We start from the raw sequence: 25,560 nt of genomic DNA on the forward strand, positions 1-25,560 counted from the left end.
GACACAGTATGAAACGTACCCACTTTCTTTTTATCAGCACTGGTTTCGCAGCCGTCTTGCTGACTGCTTCGTGCCAGAAAAGCTTTCTGGATGTGCCGGTGCAGGGGCAGGCAACCACTGCCACCGACCCCAATCTGGCCGTGAACTTAGTGACGGGCGTTTACAACAGCCTGTATAATAGCGAAGCTTTTGGCGGGGCGGGGGGCGATGTACACGGCATCAGCTTCATTGCCGCCACGAACATCATCTCCGACGATGCCGACAAAGGCAGCACCCCCGGCGACCAGCCATCCTTAGGCGACATCGACAATTTCAATACTTCGTCGACCAACAACTTCGTAGCGGCCTTATGGAATGGTTATTACAGCGGTATTTCCCGGACGAATCAGGCATTGGCGGCATTAGCTTCGGCTTCGCTCGACCCTAAAACAAAGAATCAGCTCATTGCCGAGGTGCGCTTCATCCGGGGCTACTATTACTTCAACTTAGTGCGGCTCTTTGGCAAAGTCCCCAAAGTGGTTCGGGTGCCTAAAGATGCTCAGGATGCCAATACTGACGAGGCCTTCCAGACCCGCGCTCCGGTCGATACCATCTATACTGTGATTACCCAGGATCTGCAATTTGCGGCTGCTAACCTACCGCTCAGGGCACAATCGGCGGTGGGTCATGTCAACAAAGGTGCGGCTCAGGCCCTGCTGGCCAAAACGCACTTGTACCGCAAAAACTGGCAGCAGGTGCAGGCGCTTACGCAGGAGGTTATCAGTTCGGGGCAGTATACACTTGTACCGGATTACTCGATTATCTGGCGGTTTGCCGGGGCTAACAACGCCGAATCCATTTTCGAGACCCAGAGCGGTACCTTCAATAATGGTGACATTGCCGTTGGCGGTTATTGCACCTGGCAGGGGCCACGCGTTGGGCCACTGGGCGGCTGGACGGATAGAGGCTTTGGCTTCTGCACGCCCTCGCAGGATTTGGTGAATGCCTACGAACCCGGCGACAAACGCAGGGCATCGACCATCATTACGATCGACCGGAGTGGTCGGCGAGTCGGTACGGTTCTGTACGATGGCTTTCGGATTCCAAGTGGCGATTCGGTGCAGAACAATTATTACAACTACAAAGCCTACCAGAGCGAGAACCCCAACATCGAGCCGTTTTTAGGCAACCGCGACAAGAAACAGAAGAATGTACGGCTCTTGCGCTACGCCGATGTGCTGCTGATGAACGCCGAAGCCGCCAACGAACTGGGCCAGCCAGCCGCAGCCATCACAAACCTAAACCTGATTCGTGCCCGCGCTGGCCTGCCCATTACTAAAGCCACTGCTCAGGCCGACATTCGGACTGCCATCTGGAACGAACGTCGGCTCGAACTGGCTCTGGAACACGACCGCTTTTTCGACCTGGTGCGGACGGGCCGGGCGGCTCAGGTCATGAAAGCTGCCGGCAAAAACTTTGTGGCGGGTAAGCATGAACTCTTGCCCGTGCCAAGCCTGCAAATCCAGTTGAGTGGCGGCAAACTGGACCAGAATCCGGGCTATTGACTCGTTAGACCTAAAAGGTTTTGGAAACCTTTTAGGTCTGTTAGCAGGCATTTTCCAATTACTAATTTAATACAAACCCCAAGTCAATTTCAAAACCAACAAATCATGAAAACCAAACAAATCTCAGCGTGGATAGCGGCTGGTGTGTTGATGAGCACTCTGTTTACGGGCTGCAAAAAAGAGGACGAAACCGCTCAATTGCCAGCTATTGGTGGTTACAATAGTTCCGGTGAAATTGCCAGTTCTAACTTATTGGCTCTCTGGACATTTGAGGGGACGCAGAACGAAACGACAACTAATACAGCCCCCAGCAATGCCTATGGTTCAGTGAATTATGTTACCGGCTCTTCTGGTTCAGGGCAAGCCCTGAACCTTACTTCTGGAGCCGTTGTCTATCCTCCCATTGCCAAGCTCAACACGGCTAATGCCTTAGCAAGTTTTACGCTTAGCATGTGGGTAAATGTTAAAAATAATAAACAGTTTTTCACGTCATTTTTTGGGCTTTTCCCCACAACAAAAAAAGATGCTTTTGGCAATTTGAGTGCTGGCGCTGAAACGGGTTGGTTTGCGCCAAGTGCTACTGCTGATACATTGGTTCTAAAGGCCAACTACAGTTCTTTGCTTCCAGATGGCAATTTCAATGGCCAGGACAACAGACCCGACCCAAGAGGCAAACCTCCGGTTGGCGTTTTTAAAGGTGCGGGCGTATGGAGTCACTTTGTTATACGATTCGACCCAGCTAAACATACAATAGAGGTTTTTGGCAATGGGCAGTCAATAGGAGCTTATAACAACAGAGGAGCTAATACCGTCGAACTTAACATGATGACACCCGCCCAGGCAGTCATTGGAAGTCTGGCCAGTTCGGAGATAGGGTTTGCCCAGGCAGGACCTTTACCATCCTATACAACAAAAGGTACGTTTGCTATTGATAACATTAGAGTTTATAATAAGCCTTTATCGGATGGTGATATCACCTCGCTGTACCAACTCGAGCAAGCTGGTCGCTAATACCGAAAGCTTACTAAATCAGGGGCTGTTTTCTTTTTGAGAACAGCCCCTATTACTAACGTTTTGAAAAACTTAATGAACGCAACGAAATTAGTACTACTGCTGATTCTGAGTATTGCGGGCTGGTCCTGCCAAACGAAGCAGGATCCTGAACCGCCCGAATCGTTTTATTTCCATACCGTGCAGGTAGATGGTCAACCCTCGGCCAGTATGAGTTTTCAGAACGTAGGGCCAAAACCAGCAATTACCATCTCCTTTTCGGCTCCGGTTCAGAAAGAATCGGCGGCAACCGCCATTAAACTACTACAGAACACGAGTGGTCAGCCCGTTCCGGTCAACCTCACGTTTACGGGCAACGACACCCTTGTGACGCTTACGCCCTTAACCGTACTGGAAGCCCTGGCGGGCTACACGCTGGAGGTACAGCCAACATTAACGTCGCAACGGAAGACGGCCCTGAACTCGACTGTCAACGCCAGCCTGACAACTGCCCCCGACAATACGGATAAGTTTCCGCGCATGAGTGATTCACTACTGCTCGACCTGGTTCAGAAACAAACGTTTACCTATTTCTGGGATTTTGGGCATCCGGTGTCGGGTATGGCTCGCGAGCGCAACTCATCGGGTGACGTGGTCACGTCGGGTGGCACGGGCTTTGGCGTTATGAGCATTCTGGTGGCTGTCAACCGGAAGTTTATTCCCCGTCAGGATGGCCTGGCACGGCTGATAAAAATCGCCAACTTCCTCACCAACAATGCCAAACGCTACCATGGTGCGTTTCCGCACTGGCTCAATGGCGCAACGGGCGCTACAGTGCCCTTCAGCGCCAAAGACGACGGGGCCGATCTGGTCGAAACCTCATACTTGATGCAGGGTCTGCTCACTGCCCGGCAGTATTTTAACAGTTCGACTAATGCGGACGAAATCGCTTTACGGAAAACCATTAATGCCCTTTGGGATGGTGTCGAATGGAACTGGTTTACTGAGAACGGTACAGAAACGAACCTGTATTGGCACTGGTCGCCAACTCATAACTGGGATATGAACCTGCCCATTCGGGGCTGGAACGAAGCCCTCATTACGTATGTACTGGCGGCCTCGTCGAACACCGCGCCCATTGCCAAAACCGTTTATGACATCAGTTGGGCGCAGAATGGCAGGATGGTGAACGGCAGTAGCTATTATGGCATTAAACTTCCACTCGGACCCGCTTATGGTGGGCCGCTGTTCTTCTCCCAATATTCATTCCTTGGCATCAATCCGCATGAGTTAAAAGACGCCTACGCCGACTACTGGCAGCAGAACACGGCACATTCGCTCATTAACTACACGTATTGCAAAACCAACCCAAAACAATTCAACGGCTACAGTGCCGAGTGCTGGGGCCTGACCGCGAGCGACCAGCAAAATGGCTATGCTGCCCGCGACCCAACGAACGACAACGGCACTATTGCCCCAACAGCGGCTTTGTCGGCTATGCCCTTCACGCCCATCGAATCCATGCAGGCACTCCGGTTTTTCTATTATAAACTCGGCAACAAAATCTGGAAGGAACAGGGCTTTGTGGATGCATTCAACCTAACGAACATCTGGTTTGCCAACTCCTATTTAGCCATCGACCAGGGGCCAATTATCGTGATGATTGAAAATCAACGGTCTGGGCTGCTCTGGACATTATTCATGAGTTGCCCCGAAGTTAAAAAAGGCATGAAAAATCTGGGGTTCCAAAGCCCGAATTTGAATTGATTATTGTCATCATTTTTTTGTCATGCTGACGAAGCCTAATCACAATTACCCGAACCCCACCTCAATGAAAACAATCCTTCTCCTTTGCCTGACCTTTAGTCTCAGCTTCGCCCAACCAAACCCATCGTATAGATTCACTCAATCAGATAATGTCTTCTTAGACAGCCTGCAACGCGACACATTCCGGTTTTTCTGGGAAACGGCCAACCCCGCCAACGGCCTGATTCCCGACCGTGCTCCCACGCCTTCATTTTGCAGCATTGCCGCCGTTGGTTTCGGGCTAACATCGTATTTAGTGGGCGTTGAACGGGGCTACATCACCCGCGCCCAGGCTGCCGACCGTACCCTGAAAACGCTTCGTTTTTTTGCCCACGCTCCCCAATCCGACAAAGCGACGGGTGTGACAGGCTACAAAGGGTTTTTCTATCACTTTCTGGATATGAAAACCGGCGAACGCTTCAGGCAGGTGGAGCTGTCTACCATCGACACAGCTTTATTGTTGGGCGGAATTTTGAGCGCTCAAACCTATTTTGACAAGAATACGCCCGCCGAAACCGAAATACGCCGGTTAGCCGAGCAAATTTACGGGCGAGTAGACTGGACCTGGATTCAAGGCCGAAACGGTCCGGCGTCCCGGCCATTTGTGTCGATGGGCTGGCATCCCGAAAAAGGCTTTATTGATGCCAACTGGAAAGGCTACAACGAAGCCATGTTATTGTATGTGCTGGCACTCGGCTCGCCAACGCACCCGGTTGGCGCCGACGTGTGGCCTGCCTGGACCAAAACCTACGATTGGGCGGCACCCCGCTGGGCTACGTTTCAGAACCAGCCACACGTGAACTTCGACCCGCTGTTTGGGCATCAGTATTCGCACGTCTGGATTGACTTTCGGGGCATCAAAGACCCATATATGGCTGAAAAAGGACTCGATTACGCCGAAAATTCGCGTCGGGCTACCTACGCCAATCGGGCTTACTGTTTCGAGAATTCGGGCAATTGGCAGGATTACAGCCCGACCATCTGGGGTCTGACTGCCTGCGATGGCCCAAACGATACGACGGTGGCCAACCAGAAATTCTTTTCTTATCGGGCGCGGGGAGCTGCCATTCAGCAAATTGTGGATGATGGCACCATTGCCCCAACGGCCGCGGGAGGCTCAATTCCTTTTGCACCGGAAATTTGCCTGCCAGCCCTACAGGCCATGAAAACGAAGTATGGGAATAAGTTATATGGCCAATATGGTTTCCGCGATGCCTTCAACCCGACATACCGGTACCCATCACGCTTTGCCAATGGCTCAACCAAAGAAGGCTGGTTCGATATTGACTACCTCGGCATTGACCAGGGGCCAATTCTGCTCATGGCCGAAAATGCCCGGACCAACTTCGTCTGGAATCTGATGAAGCGTAACCCACACATCCGCAAAGGATTACAACGCGCCGGGTTTACGGGTGGCTGGTTGAAGTAGGGTACCGCGTCTTGTTTTTCAACACAATCAAGGGCAGGTGCGTGTCCCAGGTTGGTTTCAGTCCCTGCTGAATAATGAACGTCTTCGAGAAATTACCCAGAATTATATCAGCATCACCGTCCTGGTCGACGTCGTTCACATCCATACAAATCCAGCGGCCATAGGCATTGACCGGCAGCGCGTGTGGCCGAAACTGTCCCGGTTTTTCCTGCTCGAAGTATAGACAACCTTCGGCCGGATTGTGCTGAAAATCAGCGAAGAAGGCAATAGTCGCAATGTCTGCATCACCATCCTGGTCGAAGTCGGTAGCGATGGCTTTGGTGCATCCGTTGATGGGATAAAAATAAGTCTGCTTATAGCGAAAGTTGCCCTGATTCAGGTAGATGTATAGCCCGTGGTACGGCTTCAGAATCGTAGAATAATCGCTATTATCGCCACAGGTATACAGAATATCCAACTGCCCATCGTTGTTGAAATCGACCAACTGAAAACTGGTCGATCCATAAACAGACGGAAATCGAAGCAGATTCCGCTCTGTGAAGCCGCCTTTTTTGTTGTTCAGAAACAGCCAGATGCCCTCGTCGGCATGGGCGAACAAAACCATCAGGTCGGGCCAGCCATCAGCATTAAAGTCGCCCGTTATGGCCTGACTCGCCCCGGCAACGGGCTTGATAGGCAGCTTCGTGAATTTGTGATTTACACCCTGTTTTAACCAATACAACCCGCCCGACAAATGCCCAAATCCGCAAACAACCCAATCGGTCAGACCATCTTTATCAAAATCAGCAGGTACTGACTGAAGGGGCCGGGGCAAGTCCGTTGCAATAGTCAGCGACTTACTATCCTGGTTGCCCGCCAGCCCCACGTTTACCAACTCACCCTGACTAATATCGGCGGCCCGCATGGTGCCCAGACAGGTGAATAAACCACGTTCATCTTGTTTCTCGTCCCGAAAAAATTGAGCATGAACAGCCGCCGACTTAAGTTTTTTGACTACTGCTGGTTGAAGATGTTGATTCCATCGGGTTAAGTCGCTGCGGAGGGCATCACCCGAATAGAGTTGGTGGCCGATTGTATCCATCGCTACCAGTGTCGTCATAGCCGTTTGGGTAGTATCGGCACCGGGTTTATCGAGCGAAAAAATGGCCCAGTCGTTCACGGCTACTGCGGGTTTGTTGGCAGGTTTGAGGGCTATCGGGGCTAATGTTTGGTAGTAAATAAGCAGCTTCTGCCAATTATCATGCGAAATAGCGGTTTTCCCACTCGCATAATACTGTTCACCCATATATACCTCCAATCCCAGGTTCGGGGCCATAGCCGGTAAAACGTGCTTCACCCAGGTCTCTTTATCTAAAGCATCAGGCTGCGGAGTCAGGTGGCAGGTGCCACAATACTTTTCGGCTACTTGTTTCCCTTCAGCGATAACGGGGTCATTGAGCGCGGCCTTATTTCCCGACTGGCAGCCACCGATGCCTAAGCAGAGGGACGCAAAGGCTAACAGCCAGATGTAGACTTGGAAAAGAGAAAAATTACTAAGAATCACTGCAAGAAGGTGGGGTAACTTTCGTGACTTTATCATGCCGACCGGCCCGCCGGTCGGCATGATAAAAAAACAGACATTGTTTACTTAGAAAAGTTTATTCTACTGCCGTTCGCCCACCAGATTCAGCATGAACGCATATTCCAGCGCGATTTCTTTCAGGGCCTGGAACCGGCCCGATGCCCCGCCATGACCCGCTTCCATGTTCGTGTGGAGCAGTAACTGGTTAGTGTCGGTTTTCAGGGTGCGGAGTTTGGCGACCCACTTGGCAGGCTCCCAATACTGCACCTGCGAGTCGTGCAGGCCGGTGGTTACGAGCAGGTTCGGATACGCTTTCGCCGAGACATTATCGTAGGGTGAATACGACAGCATATAATCGTAATATTCTTTGTTTTTCGGATTGCCCCACTCCTCAAATTCGCCGGTGGTGAGCGGAATACTCTCATCGAGCATGGTAGTCACGACATCCACAAACGGTACGGCGGCCACAACGCCCCTGTACAGTTGCGGTGCCTGATTAACGACCGCGCCCATCAGCAAACCGCCCGCGCTACCGCCCATGGCGAACAGCTTATCGGTGCTGGTATACTTGTTTTTGATAAGGTATTCCGACACATCCACGAAGTCGTTGAACGTATTTTTCTTCTTCAGCATCTTACCGTCTTCATACCACCGGCGGCCCATTTCCTGCCCACCCCGAATGTGGGCAATAGCATATATAAAGCCCCGGTCGAGCAGGCTCAGGCGTGTGGAGCTAAAGTTGGGATCCATCGAGTAGCCGTAGGAGCCATACGCATATTGCAGCAACGGTGCCGACCCATCTTTCTTCGTGTCTTTGCGATATACGATAGAAACCGGCACCTTCACGCCGTCGCGGGCGGTAGCATACACGCGCTCCGAAACATAGTTGTTCTTGTCGAAACCACCCAGTACCTCCTGCTGTTTTTTGAGCATTTTCTCCTTCGTGTCCATGTTGTAATCGAAGGTCGAGTTGGGCGTTGTGAGCGATGCGTAGCTATAGCGCAGCACATTCGTATTGAAATCGGGATTGTAGGCAATTCCTGCCACGTAGGCTGGCTCGCCAAAATTAAGATACTCGTCAGTTTTCGTTTTCTGGTTGATAACGCGAATAGTAGTCAGGCCCGCTTTGCGTTCACCCAGCACGAGATGATTGACAAACACATCCACGTTAGCCAGATACACTTCGGGGCGATGGGCAATCACTTCTTTCCAGGCGGTGCGGTCGGTAGTTTTGCCTTCAGGCACTTCCATCAGCCGGAAATTTTCGGCTTTCCAGTTCGTGCGAACGTAAAATTTGTCTTTGTAGTGAACAATGTCATATTCGTGGCCTTTTTCGCGAGGCAGGAATACCGTGAACTCGCCCATCGGTTTGCTGGCTTCAAGGAGCCGATATTCCGTAGCAACACCGTTGTGGTCGGATCCAATCGTAATGTATTTCTTTGATTTAGAACGACCTAAGCCCATGTAGAACTGGTTGTCTTTCTCTTCATAAACCAATACATCAGCTTTCGGGTCGGTGCCCAGAGCGTGCCGGTACACCTGATATCCAAGCAGTGTTTTAGGGTCTTTTTTGATGTAGAACAGCGTCTTGTTGTCGGTGGCCCAGGCAAAACTGCCTGCTTCGGTATTCTTGATGGCTTCGGGGTAAATCTGACCGGTTTTCAGGTTCTTCACCCGCAGCGTATACAGCCGCCGACTAACGGTATCTTCGGCAAAAATGGCCAGTTCGTCATTGTCCGATATTTCATAGCCGCCAAGCTGGTAATAATTGTGACCTTTCGCCAGTGCGTTTCCGTCGAACATGACCTCTTCCGTACCTTGCAATGAGCCTTTCTTACGGCAATAAACGGGATACTCACCCCCAGTTATGAAGCGGGTGTAGTAGTAATAGTTTCCTTCTTTATAAGGTACCGACTCGTCCTGCTGCTTGATGCGGCCTTTCATCTCCTCGAACAACTTGGTTTGCAGGTCTTTAACGGGAGCCAGCACTTGATCGAGGTAGGTATTTTCGGCTTTCAGGTAGTTGATCACCTCTGGGTTTTCGCGCTCATTGAGGTAATAGTAGTTGTCGATGCGTTTATGCCCGTTGGTAATCAGTTCTTTGGGTTTGATAACTGCTTTGGGTGCCCCACCGGAGCGGTCCGCCGGTGGGGTAGTTTGTGCCTGAGCCATGCCGTAAAGCGTGAATAGTGTGATGATCGTAAGACAGATTCGTTTCATGTTGCCGTTCGTTTCGGAAGATTATTCGTAAAAATAAGAATTTGGAATTAAACACAGAGTAAACAGGGTTTTTAACGGAGAATAGGAGGGTATCGTGATGCTTCTCTGTTTACTCTGTCTTCAATGAGTATGCCCGAACTGGTTGTTGCCCATTACACCGAAAACCTGAACTGGCTGCGGAATCTGCCCGCTGGCCTGGCAAAAACCGTTTATACCAAAGGGGCTGATGGTTCGGGGGAGCACTCCGCGATTCCGTTGCCCAACGCAGGCCGGGAAGCGCATACGTATCTGTATCACCTGGTTAACCGATATGATTTCCTCGCCGAATGGACCGTTTTTTGTCAGGGGAAACCTTTCGACCATGCCTACGATTTCAAGAAAACCCTGCGTGAGTTTGTAACCCTTCCTGACCAGATTAGCCCAACAGGGTTTCGCTGGCTCGGCCACCTGATTGATACCGACGACAACCGGGGGCAACGCCTGTTTCAGCCCTGGAGCAAAAACGAGGACGGGCGGGAACTTGACCTAAGTGGTTTTCATCGGGCATTATTTCAGAACGATGGGCCAGAAACGTACACGTTTGTGCTGGGTGCTCAGTTTGCCGTTCATCGCGACATAATCCGTAGCCAACCCCTTTCTTTTTACGAGCAGGCACTCATTGTTTCGGTTGTCTTTCCCGATGCTGCCCATTGTTTCGAGCGCAGTTGGGACCGGGTCTTTGGCGTAGTCGGCATCGACAACGAATGGCTCGCTGGTCGGCTGACGGTTCAGTTGAAACAAATGAAATACCAACAGGCCAGCTAAAACTTTTACCGTGGATTCGGGTTGATTAACAGGAATTTATCTGATAGCGGTTAAACCAATCCAAATCTCAGATAGTCTCACAACCGTAGATTCAGTGAATTTTTTCTGAACCGAACGAACGCTTTGGCAACAGATAGCGTCTAATCATCGGCATTGAAAATCAGCAGCCTTTTTTGTATCTTTAGACAAGATTTCTACCACCCATTTCTCATGGCCCGAACATTTTACGTGCCCCGTTTCCGGCTCGTGCTGTTCTGTATCGGTACCGCCGGTACGCTAACCGCTTTTTACCCCGACAAACTCTCCTTTCAAAAGGCATTTACCCGCATCAATAAAGAAGTGCTTGACCACAGCCGCGCCTACGAAACCCTCGCCGATGCGTCGGAGCAGGTAGGTCACCGCCTGACGGGCAGCCCCAATGGCACCCGCGCCGAAGCTTACGCGTTCGATTTACTGGCCTCTTACGGCTTTAAAGAGATTCGTTATGAGCCGTTCGAAGTAGAAGCCTGGATGCGCGACACGGTCACGCTGTCGGTCGTTCCGACCAAAAGCGATAATTTTAGGGAGGTGCCGGTCGTGGCACTGGCCCACTCGCCCATTGAAGCGCATGTGCGGGGCGAAATCGTCGATGTGGGCAACGGGCTGGAGGGCGATTTTGCCGCCATAAAAGATAAATTAAAAGGAAGGGTTGCGTTAGTCAATATTGGCTTAGCTGCGCCAACAAAAGGCGCCCGCAACCTGCACCGTTCCGAAAAAACCGCCCTCGCCATTCAATACGGGGCTTCGGGAGTCATTATGGTCAACTTAGTGCGGGGCAACGTGCTGCTTACCGGCACGGCTTCCGTAACGGGCAAACTAATTCCGATTCCGTCGGTGTGTATCTCGCTCGAAAGTGGCGAGGCCCTGCGGTCCTGGATGCAGGAGGAGCACGGTCGGCTGAATGCACTGATTGACATGACCAACACGAGCCGAAAAATTCGCGCCCGCAATGTGGTGGCCACGCTTAAAGGCTCGAAATACCCCGACGAAAAAATCATCGTCGGCGGTCATTTGGATTCGTGGGACCTTGCCACCGGCGCCATCGACAACGGCATTGGCTCTTTTGCTGTGATGGATATAGCCCGCACGTTTAAAACCCTGAAACTGAAGCCCAGGCGCACCATTGAATTTGTTCTCTTCATGGGCGAAGAACAGGGGTTGCTTGGCTCACGGGCCATGGTCGAGAACCTGAAAAAATCAGGCCAGTTGGACAGGGTACGCTACATGATGAACCTCGACATGACCAATGACCCGACCGGTTTGAATGCGTTTGGCCGGACGGACATGCTGCCGTTTCTGAACACCGTTGGCGAGATGATGAAGCAAGTCGAACCGGCCTTCGTTAATGAAATGCAGAACCAAGCCGGGCTACACTCTGACCATCAGCCATTTATGCTCGAAGGGGTACCAGTGGTGGGAATGAACGGGCATTTAGCCAAAGATGTCCTTGATTGCTATCATGCCAACTGCGACCATATTAAACTCGTCAACCCCGACCAGTTGAAAAACACCGTCCGGTATTCGACGATGCTTCTCTACGCCCTCGCCGACGCCGACGACATTCCGACCCGGCGGCAAACCGACACCCAAACCCGCGACTACCTTGTAACCCAGGGACTACGCACCCCGCTCCAGATTGCCAACGAATGGCGCTGGAAGGAGTAAGATTTCTTCTGAAAGTTTCTGTATCGACCGGGCCAGAGAGTGATGTTTTTGTTTATTTGCACTTGCATGACTTCCTAACCCAATCATGGCAAAAAATACCTTCCGCCAACCCGAACGCGTCGCCAAGCAGAAGAAGCAGCGCCGTAAACTCAAAATGGCCTCCTGGCTGAATGACTTTATTGGCTTGGACCGGCTTTTTGGCGAAGATAACGCCTGGCCAATCCAGCACATCGACCGCATTTTGTGGGTCACCTTCCTGCTCATTCTCTACATCGGCCTGAATCACAACGCCGAACGCTATGTTCGGCGGATTCAGCGTGCCAAACTACAGGTCGACGAATTGCGCTCACAGGCTACTGTGCTTCAGGCCGATTTCGACAAAAGCGGCAAACAATCCGAAATCAGCAAGCGGGTTGAACTACTCGGACTAACAAACAGCCAGACGCCACCCCATAAAATCGTTGTCAGGACCAATGAACATTAAGCAGGTCATAATCCAGCGGGCAAATAATGTCTTTTATTTTGTCATTTTTCTGGCCATCTGTGTACTGCTGCGCCTTGTGTATGTGCAGTACTTCCAAACCTTCAAAGGCAAATTCTGGCGTGAGCGGGTTGAGGAAACCCGCATCCGAACCGATACGATTCGGGCCATGCGCGGTAATATTTATGCTACCGACGGCAGGCTGCTGGCCACCTCGTTGCCTACGTATGTGGTTGGTTTAGACCCAACAATGGCCAAGCCCGAGTATTTCAATAAAAAAGTCGATTCACTGGGGCTGCTGCTTTCCCAGATCTATCGCGACCGGTCGGCCCGCGATTATACTGATATGGTTCGCGATGCCCGCGCTCGCAAACGCCGGTATGTGTTGCTGAATCGTCGGCGGGTTACGTTTCAGGAGCGGCAGAAAATGATTAAGTGGCCTTTTTTCCGGTCGTCGGCGAAAGTGGCTGCTCGTGGAGGGGTACTCCGCCCCTACTACGAACGCTACCATCCCTTTGCCCAAATGGCTGAACGAACCATCGGGAACCTCGATGCGAAAACGGGCCGGGGGCTTATTGGCCTCGAAGCGTCTTTTCAACCGGCATTGGCCGGAAAAAACGCCGTTGGCTTAGTGGAAGTGCTGTCGGGTGGAGTTCGTAAGCCGGTCAATGATGGCCCCGACATGAAGCCCGAACCAGGCATGGACCTCTACACCACAATTGATGTTAACTACCAGGACATGGCCGAATCGGCGCTGCGGTCGTCATTAGAAAAATACAATGCAGCCAAAGGGTGCGTAATTGTGATGGAAGTGGCCACGGGTGAAATCCGGGCAATGGCAAACCTGACTAAACGAGGGAACACATACGTTGAAAATTTCAACCATGCACTGGCCGGTCGCACGGACCCCGGCTCGACCTTTAAATTAGCCACCATGATGGCCCTGCTGGAAGAAAAAGCTATTTCGCTGGACCAGATGGTAGCTACCGGGGGCGGGTCGATGCGGTACAACGGGTTGAGTATTAACGATGCTAAACGAGGTGGCGCCGGTACCATAACGGCCCGACAGGTATTCGAGAAATCGTCCAATGTTGGCATTCACCTGCTGATGCGGAGCTATTTCTACAAGCGCCCCGACCTCTATTGTCAATACCTGCGCCGGTTTCACCTGACTCAGCCAACGGGCATCCATATGAAAGGCGAAGCCATTCCGGTGGTCCGCAATCCCGACATGAAAGGCTGGAGTAAAGTGTCGCTAACGTCCATGTCGTATGGCTACGAGATGCAGATAACTCCACTGCAAATGCTGGCCTTCTACAACGCCGTTGCCAATGGTGGCCGGTGGGTGCGCCCTGTGATTGTCAGGCAAATAAAACTGGCAAACGAGATCATCGAAGACAACAAGCCCTACATAGCTCCGGAGCCAATCTGCTCCAAAGAAACCGCCCGGAAAGCCCAGCAACTGCTTCGGGGTGTGGTTGAGCACGGGACCGCCAAACACATTAATAATCCGTATTATGCCATCGCCGGAAAAACGGGAACGGCCCAGAAAATCATCAACGGTCAGTATCAGGTCGGTAAATATTATACCTCTTTTATCGGCTATTTTCCGGCTAATAATCCCAAATTCAGCATGATTACAGTGGTGGATACGCCCCAGGGCGACAACATTGACCTGCTCTATGCCGGTGCCGTAGCCGCGCCGGTCTTCAAAACCGTTGCCGACCGGATTGTAGCCTATGACTATCGGATGCACGCGCCCATTCGGGCCAATACGTCGCTGCCGCGCTCAACAACCGGATTGATTGCGGGTTATGCCGATGACCTGCACACTATCAGTTCAACGCTGAATATTAACAACGAACCCTCGACCGAAGGCTGGGTTGAAACAACGCCGGGAGGTCGCTGGAAATCACGCCCTACCCGCCCCGACAAGGTTCCCGACGTGCGTGGCCTGACCCTACGCGATGCGCTGTTCCTGCTCGAAAATCGTGGCTTTCGGGTGCTGGTTGAAGGCCAGGGCAAGGTGAAAAAACAGTCGGTAGAGCCGGGAGTCGGAATTGAGAAAACAGCCGGTAAAGCGATCACGCTCACGCTGGGGTAATGCAAACATCTTGTACCTTGCTACATGGATGAGATTACTATGTTGCTTGATTTAAAGCGGCACGTAGAGCAAAACATACAGTTGACAGAGATGGAACTGATCCTTGCCGATCCAAAGACACACTCAGACGAGCAACATCCATTTCTTATTAAGAAAGTACGGATGTTTCGGGATGCATTAATTAACATCGAACATCGATTACAGGAATTAGGCTACTAACAACTTTAATATGGACGAGGCAAAGCACTATTTAACGCGTTTTCAACAGGCCGAAACAATACACGAAAAACAAGCTGTTGGCATAGAATACCAGATTTTTTTAAGCACTTTAACAGAAACCGAACGCGATCAGGCACGAGAAGTGATGAATGTTCTATGGCCTCAAATTAAAAAGCGTGCGGAAGAACTGGAACCCATGATGCAGACGCTTGAGGCAATGATAGATCGGGTGGCAACACGACCGATCAAAGCCTAATGTTTGTGCCTTGGCTTACAGGAATTGCTCTATCTACGAGGAATGGATTAATAAACTCTGCTGTCTGAGCTAAAGTGGTATGTTAAAAAGAATCCGTACAATCAGCGTAGAAGTGAGCAAATAACCGAACAAAATTATAATGTTGCTACTGCAAGCTTCACTAACTGGTGGGTTGGTACTACTTATTCTGTTGGGATTGTGGTTAGTAGTTGGCACTCCATTCTGGATTTATACAGCTTATCAATAAGATAAAAAATATAGGAAGGGCAAGTTTAAGCCACGTTATATGCTTTACTTTTTTGGCGGTTTTCTACTACAGATAATGCTTTTCTGGTTATTTGTAAGGGATATGCAATTTTAAGTTCGTCTGTAAGCGATTGGACAGGATCATCGCTATAAAAATTAGGTAGTCCCATCCCTAAGCCGTTTTTTTGCAGCCGACAAACGAACTGTCCGTTCGTTGTATCTGTATGCAACTCAAAGACCTCTTCTATAAAATTCCTCTGCTGGCCACCTCCGGCAGCATGGACACCGATGTTACCAGCCTGACGATGGATTCGCGCAAAGCGGGGCCGGGCAGTTTGTTCGTGGCTGTGCGGGGCACCATTACGGATGGGCACACATTCATCGAAACGGCTATCAGTCAGGGGGCAGCAGCTATTTTATGTGAGGAATTACCGGCCGAAATGGTGCCTGGCGTTGCCTATGTGCGCGTGCAGGGTTCGGCACGGGCAATGGGCCTGGTAGCGGCTACTTTCTACGGGCAACCCTCACAGAAACTGACATTGATTGGGGTGACCGGCACAAACGGCAAAACCTCTGTCGCAACGTTGCTGTTTCGGCTCTTTCGCTCGCTTGGTTACCGGTGCGGGCTGCTGTCGACGGTTCAGAACCAGATTGATGAGGAGGTAATAGCGACTACACACACAACGCCCGATGCCCTCACGACGAATCAGTTGCTGACGAAAATGCGGGCGCATGGCTGTACGCATGTATTTATGGAAGTCAGTTCGCACGCTGTGGTGCAGGAGCGCATTGCAGGCCTAACGTTTGCGGGAGGTATTTTCACGAACATCAGCCACGACCATCTCGATTTTCACGGCACATTCGATAACTACATCCGGGCCAAAAAAGCGTTCTTCGATACACTCCCGGCCTCGGCTTTTGCGCTGACTAACGTTGACGATAAGCGCGGTTTAGTGATGCTCCAGAACACAGCCGCCCGCAAAGAAACCTATTCCCTGCAAACGTTGGCAACATTTAAGGGAAAGGTAGTTGCCGATAGCCTGTTCGGGTTGAATATGCTCGTCGACAACCGTGAAGTCTGGTTTAAACTTATTGGTCGCTTTAACGCCTACAATCTGCTAAGCGTCTATGGTGCTGCCGTGTTGCTGGGCGAAGATCCCACCGACGTATTGACGTTACTATCAGGGATCTCCCCCCCGCCGGGGCGTTTTGAACAGGTGGTTTCGGGCGACAAAATCGTGGGCATTGTCGATTACGCCCATACGCCCGACGCGCTGCAAAATGTGCTGGAAACCATCAACGAACTACGTCAGGTCGGCGAGCCGGGGCGTTTGCCGCAGGTTATTACGGTTGTCGGCTGTGGCGGCAACCGCGATGCGGCCAAACGCCCCATTATGGCCAACATTGCCTGCCGGTTCAGTAACCGCATTATTCTCACCTCTGATAATCCCCGCACCGAAGACCCGGTGGCGATTCTGGAGCAGATGCAGGCCGGTATTTCGCCCGTCGATTACAAAAAAACGCAGACTATCGAAGACAGGCGCGAAGCTATTCGTCAGGCCGTTGCGCTGGCTCGGCCGCACGATATTATTCTGATAGCGGGCAAAGGCCACGAAACCTACCAGGAAATCAACGGCATAAAATATGCCTTCGATGACCGGGCTGTGCTACGGGAGGCTTTCGCAGAACACGAAAATCAATAACTTTAGCACATAATTGCGAATGAGTGAATGAGCGAATGAGTGAATAGCTGACGCAAGAATATTCAGCCGGATGGTATTCACTCATTCACTCATTCGCTCATTCACTCATTAAGCACTATGCTCTATTACCTCTTCCAGTTTCTCGACGAACGCTATAACTTCCCCGGAGCGGGAGTTTTTCAATATATTTCGTTTCGTGCGCTTGGGGCGGTTGTCACGTCGTTGATGGTGGCCGCCATATTTGGGCGACGAATTATCGACAAACTCCGCAGTCTTCAAATTGGCGAATCCATCCGCGACCTGGGCCTCGAAGGCCAGATGCAGAAGCGAGGAACGCCCACGATGGGCGGTTTCATTATTCTGGCATCGCTATTGATTCCTGCTCTATTGTTTGCCAAACTCTCCAGCGTCTACGTCATACTGGCCCTTATTTCAACCGTCTGGACGGGTCTTATTGGGTTTTTAGACGACTATATTAAAGTCTTCAAGAAAAATAAAGAAGGGCTTCAGGGAAAATTTAAAGTGGTTGGGCAAGTTGGTCTTGGCCTCATTGTTGGGCTAACCTTATCGTTCAACGACTTTGTCAAAATCCGCAAATATGCACCCCGCCTGCTCAGTACATCGACCGTACCGGATATATACACCGATATTAAATCGACGCTGACTACAGTGCCGTTCATTAAGAATAATGAATTCGATTATAGCTCGCTGCTGTTTGGGTTAGTGCCCGACAGTTATACCTGGATTGTGTATGTACTGGTCTGCATTTTCATCATCACGGCCGTTTCCAACGGGGCCAATATTACTGATGGTATCGACGGACTGGCGGCTGGCACATCGGTCATTATCGGCCTGACGATTGGTGTACTGGCTTACCTCTCGGGCAACAAGGTATTCTCCCAATACCTTAACATCATGTACATTCCCAACGCTGGCGAACTGGTTATTTTCTGCGCGGCCTTCGTAGGGGCCTGCGTCGGGTTTCTGTGGTACAATTCTTATCCCGCGCAGGTGTTCATGGGAGACACGGGGAGTTTAATGCTCGGTGGTGTGATTGCCGTCCTGTTTTTGTCTATCCGCAAAGAACTGATGATTCCGGTCATATGCGGCATTTTCTTAGTCGAACTGATGTCAGTCATGATGCAGGTTAGCTATTTTAAATATACGAAGCGAAAATATGGAGAAGGCAGGCGAATCTTTCTGATGTCGCCCCTGCACCACCATTTTCAGAAGAAAGGTTACCACGAAGCCAAACTCGTTACCCGCTTCTGGATTGTCGGTATTATTCTGGCTGTGCTGGCTCTGGCAACGCTGAAATTGCGATAGACCAACAGAGCCGGGATACCTACTCCCGACTCTTTTTTAACTGTTCAATGTCATTTAAGTCTCTTGCTCGTCCTGCTGCTTCTTTGGCACGAATCAGGTGGTTATAATTAATAAGCCGAACTAATAATCCATCTACATCTACTTCAGAAGCCTGTGCAAAAACCTCTTCAAAAGATACCCCCTTCATGGCCGTTAAAATGTCGATAGCCACTGGTGGCCGGCCGAATGTGAATACATCGAACGCAGTATTGTTCAAAAAATTCTCAGCCGTCATATCAAAAACCGACATTCCAAAATCATAGAAAGCCTTAACGAGTCGTGTATAGTTTTCCATAGATTTCTCCACAAGGATATCCATATCACCAGTTGTTCGATTGTAGCCATGCAGGATGACAGAATAGCCGCCAATCAAGACATAACGAACGTCACGCTGTCGCAGGGCTTGCACAAAATCCTGAAAGTCAGGGTTAAACAAGTCAGCCATTTTCGTGTTTTCGAGCCGAAAAAGCCATTCGGTCTAATCGGGGTGGATTATGAATATCATACCGAAATGCAATACTATTTAAATAAGTAGCCGCTCGTAAACGCTCAGCAAAGGTTTTGGGCTGGCTACGCGCGTAATAATTTTCCGCTTCTTCATGCGTACCCATATGAAAGGCAAGGCGGTCAAGTCGAAAAGAATCAGCCATATACTGTATGTAAAGCAGTCGCTTCAAAATTACGGATTCACGGCTATATTCCAGCCATCCCCTTGTTTTTCAGCTTGATAACGCCTATATTTGCACTCCCGTTTCAGAACGGGGCCACTTTTTTTGTGGGCAAGTCATTAAAAATCAACCAATTAGTCTCCATAAAGTGAACACGCTCAGTTACAAGACCATCTCTGCCAACAAAGAAACGGTGCAGAAGGAGTGGATTGTGGTTGACGCCCAGGGTGAAGTGCTTGGTCGGCTGGCCAGCCAAATCGCACGCCTGATTCGCGGCAAACACAAAACTAACTTCACTCCGCACGTTGACTGCGGAGATAACGTGATTGTCATCAATGCCGACAAGGTACGCCTGACGGGCACGAAGATGACCGACAAAGTTTACGTTCGCCACACAGGCTATCCCGGTGGTCAACGGTTCGCATCGCCCCGGCTGCTGCTCGAAAAACATCCCGAACGCATCATTGAACACGCCGTGAAAGGTATGTTGCCTAAAAACCGGCTTGGCCGGCGGTTGTACACCAACCTGTACGTTTACGCGGGTGAACAACATCCACACGAGGCTCAGCAACCCACAGCAGTTAAATTCTAAGTTATAATGGATCGTATCAATACCATTGGCCGACGTAAAACTGCCATCTCCCGCATTTATATGTCGGCAGGCAGTGGAGCCATCTCGGTAAACGGAAAAGATTACAAACAGTATTTTCCGACCGAAGTTCTGCAAATCATTTTAAACCAGCCATTTGCCACCGTTAACGGTGTTGGCGGTTACGACGTGAAGGTCAACGTTCGCGGTGGTGGCGTAGCCGGTCAGGCCGAGGCTACACGCATGGCTATAGCCCGTGCCTTAGTCGAACTGAACGCTGAATTCCGTCCAGCCCTTAAGAAAGAAGGATTCCTGACCCGGGATTCGCGCATGGTTGAACGGAAGAAGCCCGGCCGGAAAAAAGCCCGCCGTAAGTTCCAGTTCTCGAAACGCTAATTTCATTAGTGAATACTGTAAACTGCATAATAGCCTGCGGGCGAACTCATTTTACAGTATTCATTTGTCCTTATACATTAAAATAGTCCAGACCTCGCTTAGATGATGCCGATGCGGGGTGCTGCGTATTTTTCATTTTTCATTCTCTATTTTTCATTGTATCCCAATGGCACAAATTGAATATAAAGACCTCTTAGACGCTGGTGTGCATTTTGGCCACCTTACGCGCAAGTGGGACCCCCGGATGGCTCCGTATATCTTCATGGAGAAGAACGGTATCCACATTATTGACCTCAACAAAACCGTTGCTGCCCTCGACGAAGCCTGCAATGCCATGAAAGGTATTGTGCGTTCGGGTCGGAAAGTAATGTTTGTGGCGACCAAAAAACAAGCGCAGGAAATCGTATCGGAAGAAGCACGTCGCCTGAAGATGCCCTACGTCACCGACCGCTGGCAGGGAGGTATGCTGACCAACTTTGCCACGATTCGTAAGTCGCTCAAGAAAATGCAAACGCTGGATAAAATGCTGAAAGACGAGGAGACCGTCAAGGGCATTGCCAAGCGTGAGCGTTTGACCCGCAGCCGCGAAAAAGAGAAACTGGAGCGGGTACTGGGCGGTATTTCCGACCTGACCCGGTTGCCCGCTGCGCTGTTCGTTGTTGACGTGAAGCGTGAACACATCGCTGTTGCCGAAGCGCACCGGTTGGGTATTCCCGTATTTGCGATGTGCGATACGAACTCGAATCCAGAGGAAGTGGATTTCGCTATCCCGGCTAACGATGACGCCTACAAGTCGATTTCGCTGATTACGCTTGCCATCGGAAAAGCCATTGAAGAGGGCCTGATGGAACGGAAACAGGATAAAGACGATCAGCGGGTTCAGGAGGAAGAGGAAGCCAAGCGCAATGAAGATCTTGCTCAGGCTAAAGCAGAAGGCGAAACACAGCCTGAGGCCGAAGTTGCTCCAGCCGCCGTAGCTGAAGACGGACAGGAAGCATAAAAAGAGTTATAAAGCCAGGTAGTTTTAAAGTAGTAGAGTTAGTTAGCGTGTAGCCAATCACTTGATAACTCAACGACTCCGTCAACTTTACAACTTCTAAAGATAGCCCGTAGCCAGCCGCTATGGGCTATTGCATTTCAACTGCAATAAATTCATTACCAATTAATTTTTGGCAATTTAAATCGACAACCACTTTTTATTATGGCAATTACTGCTGCTGACGTAAATAAACTTCGGCAAGAGACCGGAGCTGGGATGATGGACTGCAAAAAAGCCCTGACCGAAGCCGATGGCGATTTTGACAAAGCAAAAGAGATTCTGCGGAAGCAAGGTCAGAAAATAGCCGACAAACGTGCTGATAATGCAACTGCCGAAGGTATTGTGCTGGCTCATGTAAGTCAGGATGGCAAAACGGGTATGGTGGTCGCCTTAGCCTGCGAAACGGAGCCGGTATCGAAAGTTGCCGATTTCCAGAACCTGGCAATGGCCGTGATGAGTGCAGCCGTTTCAACGAATGCTGCTGATAAAGCTACATTATTAGCCACGCCCCAGGCGGATGGCCGCTCACTTCAGGATCATATTACTGACCTGATGGGCAAAATTGGCGAGAAAATTGACGTTGCGTCTTTTGAGACCGTTTCGGCCGATAAAGTGGTGTCATACATTCACTCGAATGGTAAACTGGGCGTGCTGGTTGGTTTAGCCAATACGAACGGTATGGATGTTGCCGAAGTTGGCAAGGATATTGCCATGCAAATTGCGGCCATGAAACCTGTTGCCTTAGACAAGGACGGCGTAGATGCAACAATTGTCGAGCGCGAAATCGAAATTGGTAAAGAGCAGGCCCGTCAGGAAGGCAAACCCGAAGCGATGCTTGAGAAAATTGCCTTAGGCAAGCTGAACAAGTTTTACAAAGAGAATACGCTGCTTAATCAGGAGTTTGTAAAGGACAACTCGGTAACAATTGCTCAATTGTTAGACAAAACCAGCAAGGGTTTAACTGTTTCAGTCTTTAAACGGGTAGCTATTGGTTAATTAAAGTTTATTCTTCTTGTCAAATACCCGGCTTTATGTCGGGTATTTTTATTTTATCGAACTTGATCTGCTGTTTTGATTGGCCACTACCTGGCTACGTTATGTTAATATCATCATTTTAGTTACATACGCCGTAATGATGTATTCTGCATCAACAATTCACACCTATTTTTTAAAAGTGTTTACAACAGGCCATATACCTTGTAAGCAGAAATCCATGAATGTATTTGGCTCCTAATTCTGTCTCTCTTTTGATTAAGTACGTTGTACTACTAACATCTTTTTACTGAATAGTTTGTAAATAAATATTCTCTTTTTAGTATACTATTGCTGGCAGAATTTGCTGTTTTAAAGATAGTAATTAGTTAATAATTAGAACATTATCGTTACTTAAGCCAGATTTTGTGAAGATGAAAACTATATGAGCACCAAAGTAGAATCGGCATCATTATTGGATAATAATTATAAAACAAAATTAAAAACGAATTTCATGTAGTGGAACATGTAAATAGGTTATTAATTTAAACTTATTTACTTATTATTAATCAAATTTTGAATAGATTTTTATTTTAATTTACATATTGTACTGAGTAATTTGTTAGTATTGGGCCTCCAACCTGTGTTATTTTTACAGCAAGTACAGGATTTAACTGCCACCACCACATAAAATGGAGCATTTTTCGGATGAAGAGTTGGCCCGGTTGTATGTCGAGACACAGCGTAATGTATATTTTGAGAAATTATATGAACGCTATTGCGATAAAGTTTACCGGAAATGCCTGTCGTTTACTAAGGACCCCGTTCGGGCTGAGGACCTAACGCACGACATTTTTTTGAAATTAGTTTTTAAGCTGAGTAGTTTTCGGGAGCAGGCTAAATTCTCTACCTGGTTATATTCAATTACATATAACTACTGTACCGATCAACTTCGGTCGCAGCAGTTACGCCGGGAGGTCTATGTAGACGAAGGCTGGGAGCGTTTAGACCTTGGAACGGATGATGGGTTAGGTGAAATGGCGGAGATGGAAGCGCAGCAATTAGAGAAGGCACTTCATCAACTCGCTCCCGATGAACAAACAATGCTACTAATGAAATATCAGGATGACATTAGCATTCGCGATATTGCCATGATTAACGGGCTAACGGAGAGTGCTGTTAAAATGCGGCTCAAACGGTCGCGCGACAAACTGCGTAAACATTACCTGGAAGGGGCCGTTTTCTGGCTATTACTGGCTATCAAAGTTGCTTTATCTATTCGCTGGCCTATTCGTTAACTGAACAGAAAGCTATGGAAAAACCAAACCCATTTAAAGAGATGGAGTCGGATGCCATCTGTCCTCCGCATCTGAAAACCGAGATCGTCTCCGAAATAGACCTGATGCGGAATGTAATGACCGTTGTCGAACTCTATATCGGCGATTTATTCAACCTGGCATCCGCCCTCGCAGACCCATCGAAGACTACTTCCTCTACCAATTCACAAACCGAATCATGAAACAACTTCCTGAGCTAACTGAAGTACTCCGTAACACGTTTCAGAGCCTGATCGACCAATTTGTCGATTTTGTGCCTCGTGTGCTGTTTGCCATCGTTATTTTGATCATTGGATTCAGCGTTGCCCGACTTTCAGCAATTATTGTCCTGCGCGTTCTGGGCAAGGTAGGTTTCGATAAAATCGGTAATCGGCTGAACGAAATCAATGTTATCAAGCAGTTAAAAACAGAAGTTAAACTAAGCGAAATCCTTTCGAAAGTTCTTTACTATTTCATTCTGCTGGTCTTTATCAAAGCAGCCACCGAAAAACTGGGAGTAGCCGCCATTACCGAGATGGTTGCTTCGTTGATTGATTTTATTCCTAAACTCATTGCAGCCGCTATCATGCTTCAGGTAGGAATTTTGCTGTCGGATGGCCTGCGGGCTGCCGTACTGAGCGTATGCCAGTCATTTAATATTGCCTCTGCCCGGCTGCTCAGCATGATTGTATTTGTTTTCTTCGTGATCATCACCATTATCAGCGCATTGGGTCAGGCAGGTATTAATACCGAACTGCTCGAATCAAGTTTCAACCTCATTATTGGCGGAGTGATTTTCGCCTTTGCCATTGGCTATGGCATTGCTTCGCGCGATTTAATGGCCAATATTCTGTCGTCGTTTTACACAAAAAATAAGTATAAAGAAGGTCAAATCATTAAGATTGACGATGCAAAAGGCGAAATCATCAAAGTTGACAATATATCCCTAACCCTTCGTACCGGCGAAACAACGACGGTTATTCCGCTTCAGACCCTACAAACGAAGAAAGTAGAGGTTTTTTAAGACCATTTGCTGCCTTACAATAAATTGACAGGAAGTCCACCGCTCCCTGCTTTATCACTCATGAAGAATGCGTTATCTGGTATTTTTGTGTGCTGGCTTTGGTTTGGCAGTGCAATAGGTCAGGACTCAACCCGGGCTACAACGAATTTCAAGGATACGCTGGTTGTTAGGCCGGATACATCCTACTGGCAGCGATCATTTAGTGGCGGAGTCAATTTCAACCAGGCGTCCTTTAGTAACTGGTCGGGTGGTGGTGTCAATTCGATTGCTTTGGGCGGAGTTGTTGCGGCCCGCGCCCTGTATGAAAAAGAAAAAACCTCCTGGGATAATACCGCCGATCTTCAATTGGGTTACGTTACCCAGTTTGGCAACACCCGGAAAGCCGCCGACCAGATTATTCTGATTTCGGTATTGGGGCATCAAATTGCCCCCAAATGGGATTTATTTATTTCCGGAACGTTCAATACGTTTTTTACGACAGGCTATCGCTACGAGAAACTCCCTGCCGACCAGGCCCGGCTCCGTGTATCTAATTTTTTCGCCCCGGCTCAACTCACACTTTCGGCCGGTATTGCCTACAAACCCAACGATTGGTTTGCTCTCCGGCTCAGCCCTCTCGCTCCACGCATCACGTTTCTGGCCGACCAGAGTGTGCGGGTGCGCGAATTGGCGAACGGTACGTTTGTTGCTGACCCTACCCAAAAAGCATACGGTGTCGAACCCGGAAAGAGCAGCCGAACCGAGTGGCTGGCGTTTCAGCTACAGGCAGCCCTTACTCGTAATTTGTCTGAAAATGTATCCATAAACGCTCGTTACCAACTCTTCACGGAGTATTCGCATTTGAATAACATCAACCACCGGCTCGACCTGATTATGACCGCGAAAGTTAGCCGGTATCTGAACACAACCTTTGGGCTAATTGCCCTGTATAACAAAGATTTCAGTTCAGAACTGCAAATTCAGCAGACGCTGGCAATTGGTCTCTCGTATAACATCAGCTCGTTCCGAAAGAAAAAAGACCCGCTCAAATCGACGGACCCGTTACCGGGCCGGTTTTGATTTGACTTTAAAGTTGCGTAAGTTGACTACCTGCTGTTACTTTTCTAACCCAAAACAAGTATCGT

The 25,560-nt window shown here is 49.4% G+C and carries 23 protein-coding genes; 19 read left to right on the forward strand and 4 right to left on the reverse strand.

What is annotated here, in order from left to right:
* The first annotated feature begins 8 nt into the window (after positions 1 to 8).
* The 4 genes from ACYVI1_RS31255 (at position 9) to ACYVI1_RS31270 (ending at position 5,769) form a co-directional block, all read left to right on the forward strand.
* Positions 9 to 1,544, forward strand: coding sequence for a RagB/SusD family nutrient uptake outer membrane protein (locus ACYVI1_RS31255; RefSeq protein ID WP_460915571.1), 1,536 nt, complete (start codon positions 9 to 11; stop codon positions 1,542 to 1,544).
* 105 nt (positions 1,545 to 1,649) lie between these two features.
* The gene (locus ACYVI1_RS31260; RefSeq protein WP_460915572.1) at positions 1,650 to 2,555 is read left to right on the forward strand and encodes a hypothetical protein; all 906 of its coding nucleotides are present in this window, start codon (positions 1,650 to 1,652) and stop codon (positions 2,553 to 2,555) included.
* 75 nt (positions 2,556 to 2,630) lie between these two features.
* Positions 2,631 to 4,301 (forward strand): glucoamylase family protein, encoded by a 1,671-nt coding sequence (locus ACYVI1_RS31265; RefSeq protein ID WP_460915574.1) that lies wholly within the window; start codon positions 2,631 to 2,633, stop codon positions 4,299 to 4,301.
* 64 nt (positions 4,302 to 4,365) lie between these two features.
* Complete coding sequence (locus tag ACYVI1_RS31270; RefSeq protein WP_460915576.1) at positions 4,366 to 5,769, forward strand: glucoamylase family protein; 1,404 nt, start codon at positions 4,366 to 4,368, stop codon at positions 5,767 to 5,769.
* Here the strand turns inward: ACYVI1_RS31270 and ACYVI1_RS31275 are convergent.
* Both ACYVI1_RS31275 and ACYVI1_RS31280 read right to left on the reverse strand, forming a co-directional pair.
* Positions 5,747 to 7,312, reverse strand: a complete 1,566-nt coding sequence (locus tag ACYVI1_RS31275; RefSeq protein WP_460915578.1) for an FG-GAP repeat domain-containing protein — start codon at positions 7,310 to 7,312, stop codon at positions 5,747 to 5,749. The genes ACYVI1_RS31270 and ACYVI1_RS31275 overlap by 23 nt on opposite strands.
* 99 nt (positions 7,313 to 7,411) lie before the next feature.
* Positions 7,412 to 9,550, reverse strand: a complete 2,139-nt coding sequence (locus ACYVI1_RS31280; protein WP_460915579.1) for a S9 family peptidase — start codon at positions 9,548 to 9,550, stop codon at positions 7,412 to 7,414.
* 123 nt (positions 9,551 to 9,673) lie between these two features.
* Here ACYVI1_RS31280 and ACYVI1_RS31285 point away from each other — a divergent pair, with 123 nt between their 5' ends.
* From ACYVI1_RS31285 to mraY, 7 genes are all read left to right on the forward strand, one after another.
* Positions 9,674 to 10,354, forward strand: coding sequence for a DUF3431 domain-containing protein (locus tag ACYVI1_RS31285; protein ID WP_460915580.1), 681 nt, complete (start codon positions 9,674 to 9,676; stop codon positions 10,352 to 10,354).
* 210 nt (positions 10,355 to 10,564) lie between these two features.
* Positions 10,565 to 12,058, forward strand: a complete 1,494-nt coding sequence (locus tag ACYVI1_RS31290; protein ID WP_460915581.1) for a M20/M25/M40 family metallo-hydrolase — start codon at positions 10,565 to 10,567, stop codon at positions 12,056 to 12,058.
* Positions 12,059 to 12,143: 85 nt separating this feature from the next.
* Positions 12,144 to 12,542, forward strand: a complete 399-nt coding sequence (locus ACYVI1_RS31295) for an FtsL-like putative cell division protein (protein ID WP_460915582.1) — start codon at positions 12,144 to 12,146, stop codon at positions 12,540 to 12,542.
* Complete coding sequence (locus ACYVI1_RS31300) at positions 12,532 to 14,643, forward strand: penicillin-binding protein (RefSeq protein WP_460915583.1); 2,112 nt, start codon at positions 12,532 to 12,534, stop codon at positions 14,641 to 14,643. The genes ACYVI1_RS31295 and ACYVI1_RS31300 overlap by 11 nt, the downstream gene beginning before the upstream one ends.
* A 229-nt stretch (positions 14,644 to 14,872) precedes the next feature.
* On the forward strand, positions 14,873 to 15,118 hold the full coding sequence (locus ACYVI1_RS31305) for a hypothetical protein (RefSeq protein ID WP_460915584.1): 246 nt from the start codon (positions 14,873 to 14,875) through the stop codon (positions 15,116 to 15,118).
* A 470-nt stretch (positions 15,119 to 15,588) separates the two neighbouring features.
* The gene (locus ACYVI1_RS31310; protein ID WP_460915585.1) at positions 15,589 to 17,067 is read left to right on the forward strand and encodes a UDP-N-acetylmuramoyl-L-alanyl-D-glutamate--2,6-diaminopimelate ligase; all 1,479 of its coding nucleotides are present in this window, start codon (positions 15,589 to 15,591) and stop codon (positions 17,065 to 17,067) included.
* A 117-nt stretch (positions 17,068 to 17,184) separates the two neighbouring features.
* Positions 17,185 to 18,393, forward strand: a complete 1,209-nt coding sequence (gene mraY / locus ACYVI1_RS31315; protein WP_460915586.1) for a phospho-N-acetylmuramoyl-pentapeptide-transferase — start codon at positions 17,185 to 17,187, stop codon at positions 18,391 to 18,393.
* Positions 18,394 to 18,412: 19 nt separating this feature from the next.
* Here the strand turns inward: mraY and ACYVI1_RS31320 are convergent, their stop codons facing one another.
* Positions 18,413 to 18,877, reverse strand: coding sequence for a nucleotidyltransferase (locus ACYVI1_RS31320; RefSeq protein WP_460915588.1), 465 nt, complete (start codon positions 18,875 to 18,877; stop codon positions 18,413 to 18,415).
* Positions 18,870 to 19,082, reverse strand: a complete 213-nt coding sequence (locus tag ACYVI1_RS31325) for a hypothetical protein (RefSeq protein ID WP_460915590.1) — start codon at positions 19,080 to 19,082, stop codon at positions 18,870 to 18,872. Before ACYVI1_RS31325 ends, ACYVI1_RS31320 begins: the two co-directional genes overlap by 8 nt.
* A 166-nt stretch (positions 19,083 to 19,248) precedes the next feature.
* Between ACYVI1_RS31325 and rplM the strand changes: the two genes are divergently transcribed.
* The 8 genes from rplM to ACYVI1_RS31365 all read left to right on the forward strand — a co-directional run bounded on the left by rplM (position 19,249) and on the right by ACYVI1_RS31365 (position 25,495).
* Positions 19,249 to 19,692, forward strand: coding sequence for a 50S ribosomal protein L13 (gene rplM, locus ACYVI1_RS31330; protein WP_460915592.1), 444 nt, complete (start codon positions 19,249 to 19,251; stop codon positions 19,690 to 19,692).
* 6 nt (positions 19,693 to 19,698) lie between these two features.
* The gene (gene rpsI, locus ACYVI1_RS31335; protein ID WP_460915593.1) at positions 19,699 to 20,085 is read left to right on the forward strand and encodes a 30S ribosomal protein S9; all 387 of its coding nucleotides are present in this window, start codon (positions 19,699 to 19,701) and stop codon (positions 20,083 to 20,085) included.
* A gap of 166 nt (positions 20,086 to 20,251) precedes the next feature.
* A complete protein-coding gene (rpsB, locus tag ACYVI1_RS31340) occupies positions 20,252 to 21,085 on the forward strand; it encodes a 30S ribosomal protein S2 (protein ID WP_460915594.1) in 834 nt (277 codons plus the stop codon).
* A gap of 201 nt (positions 21,086 to 21,286) precedes the next feature.
* Complete coding sequence (tsf, locus tag ACYVI1_RS31345) at positions 21,287 to 22,120, forward strand: translation elongation factor Ts (RefSeq protein ID WP_460915596.1); 834 nt, start codon at positions 21,287 to 21,289, stop codon at positions 22,118 to 22,120.
* 668 nt (positions 22,121 to 22,788) lie between these two features.
* Entirely contained in the window at positions 22,789 to 23,394 is a 606-nt protein-coding gene (locus tag ACYVI1_RS31350) for an RNA polymerase sigma factor (RefSeq protein WP_460915597.1), read from the forward strand.
* 14 nt (positions 23,395 to 23,408) lie between these two features.
* The gene (locus ACYVI1_RS31355) at positions 23,409 to 23,615 is read left to right on the forward strand and encodes a hypothetical protein (protein WP_460915598.1); all 207 of its coding nucleotides are present in this window, start codon (positions 23,409 to 23,411) and stop codon (positions 23,613 to 23,615) included.
* Complete coding sequence (locus ACYVI1_RS31360; protein ID WP_460915600.1) at positions 23,612 to 24,436, forward strand: mechanosensitive ion channel family protein; 825 nt, start codon at positions 23,612 to 23,614, stop codon at positions 24,434 to 24,436. The genes ACYVI1_RS31355 and ACYVI1_RS31360 overlap by 4 nt, the downstream gene beginning before the upstream one ends.
* Positions 24,437 to 24,496: 60 nt before the next feature.
* Positions 24,497 to 25,495 (forward strand): DUF3078 domain-containing protein, encoded by a 999-nt coding sequence (locus ACYVI1_RS31365; protein ID WP_460915602.1) that lies wholly within the window; start codon positions 24,497 to 24,499, stop codon positions 25,493 to 25,495.
* Positions 25,496 to 25,560 lie beyond the last annotated feature (65 nt).

It is taken from the genome of Spirosoma areae (assembly GCF_054781775.1).